Genomic DNA, 650 nt, shown 5'->3' on the forward strand with positions numbered 1-650 from the left:
ATCAATTTAGGGGTCAAAAATGGCTTAGATCCCAAAGTATTATCAGATATCATGCTGCAAAGCTCAGGGCGCAACTGGACGCTCGAAGTCTATAACCCTTATCCAAAAGTGCTAGAAAATGTTCCTTCTAGCAATGGCTATAAAGGAGGATTTATGAGCAAGCTTATGCAAAAAGATCTTAATCTTGCCATGCAAACTGCAAAGGATACTGAGGTTGAGACGCCGATGGGCGCTAAGGCCACAGAGCTTTACGAAGCGCATGCACGCGATAATGGCGATAGAGACTTTTCTAGTATTATGGCCTATCATGATCATTCAGTATTGTCTTAAGTCTATCTAGGCGTTTTAAGACAATATATCGCTTATCGATATATTAGCGCACAAAAAAGGTCTTCATTATCATTATAGTGAAGACCTTTTTTATGCAAGACATAAAAGCTAACTTTGTAATTCATAAACCAAGGCTTGTATATCCTGCGCTGCTGTCTGTAAGCGCGGTACATGTTCGAGTAGCTCATCGAGAGACACTCGTACAGTAGGCGCATGCACATACAAGGAGGCCAAATACCGCGATTTTTTGTCTAGGATGGGTACTGAGACTGCCACCATCTCTGAGATAAATTCTTCGTTATCTACGCCGACTTCCATTT

2 protein-coding genes are annotated in these 650 nt (G+C 41.5%); one reads left to right on the top strand and one right to left on the bottom strand.

Annotated features, from left to right (window positions below; genetic code table 11):
* The coding region (locus ACS8FD_RS21550) for an NAD-binding protein (protein WP_439277377.1) at window positions 1-330 on the top strand (330 nt) is incomplete at its 5' end.
* A 108-nt stretch (window positions 331-438) separates the two neighbouring features.
* On the opposite strand, the gene ACS8FD_RS21555 is transcribed toward ACS8FD_RS21550, so the two are convergent.
* The coding region (locus tag ACS8FD_RS21555; protein WP_439277378.1) for an IclR family transcriptional regulator domain-containing protein at window positions 439-650 on the bottom strand (212 nt) is incomplete at its 5' end.

The organism is Psychrobacter sp. 1U2, assembly GCF_051847575.1.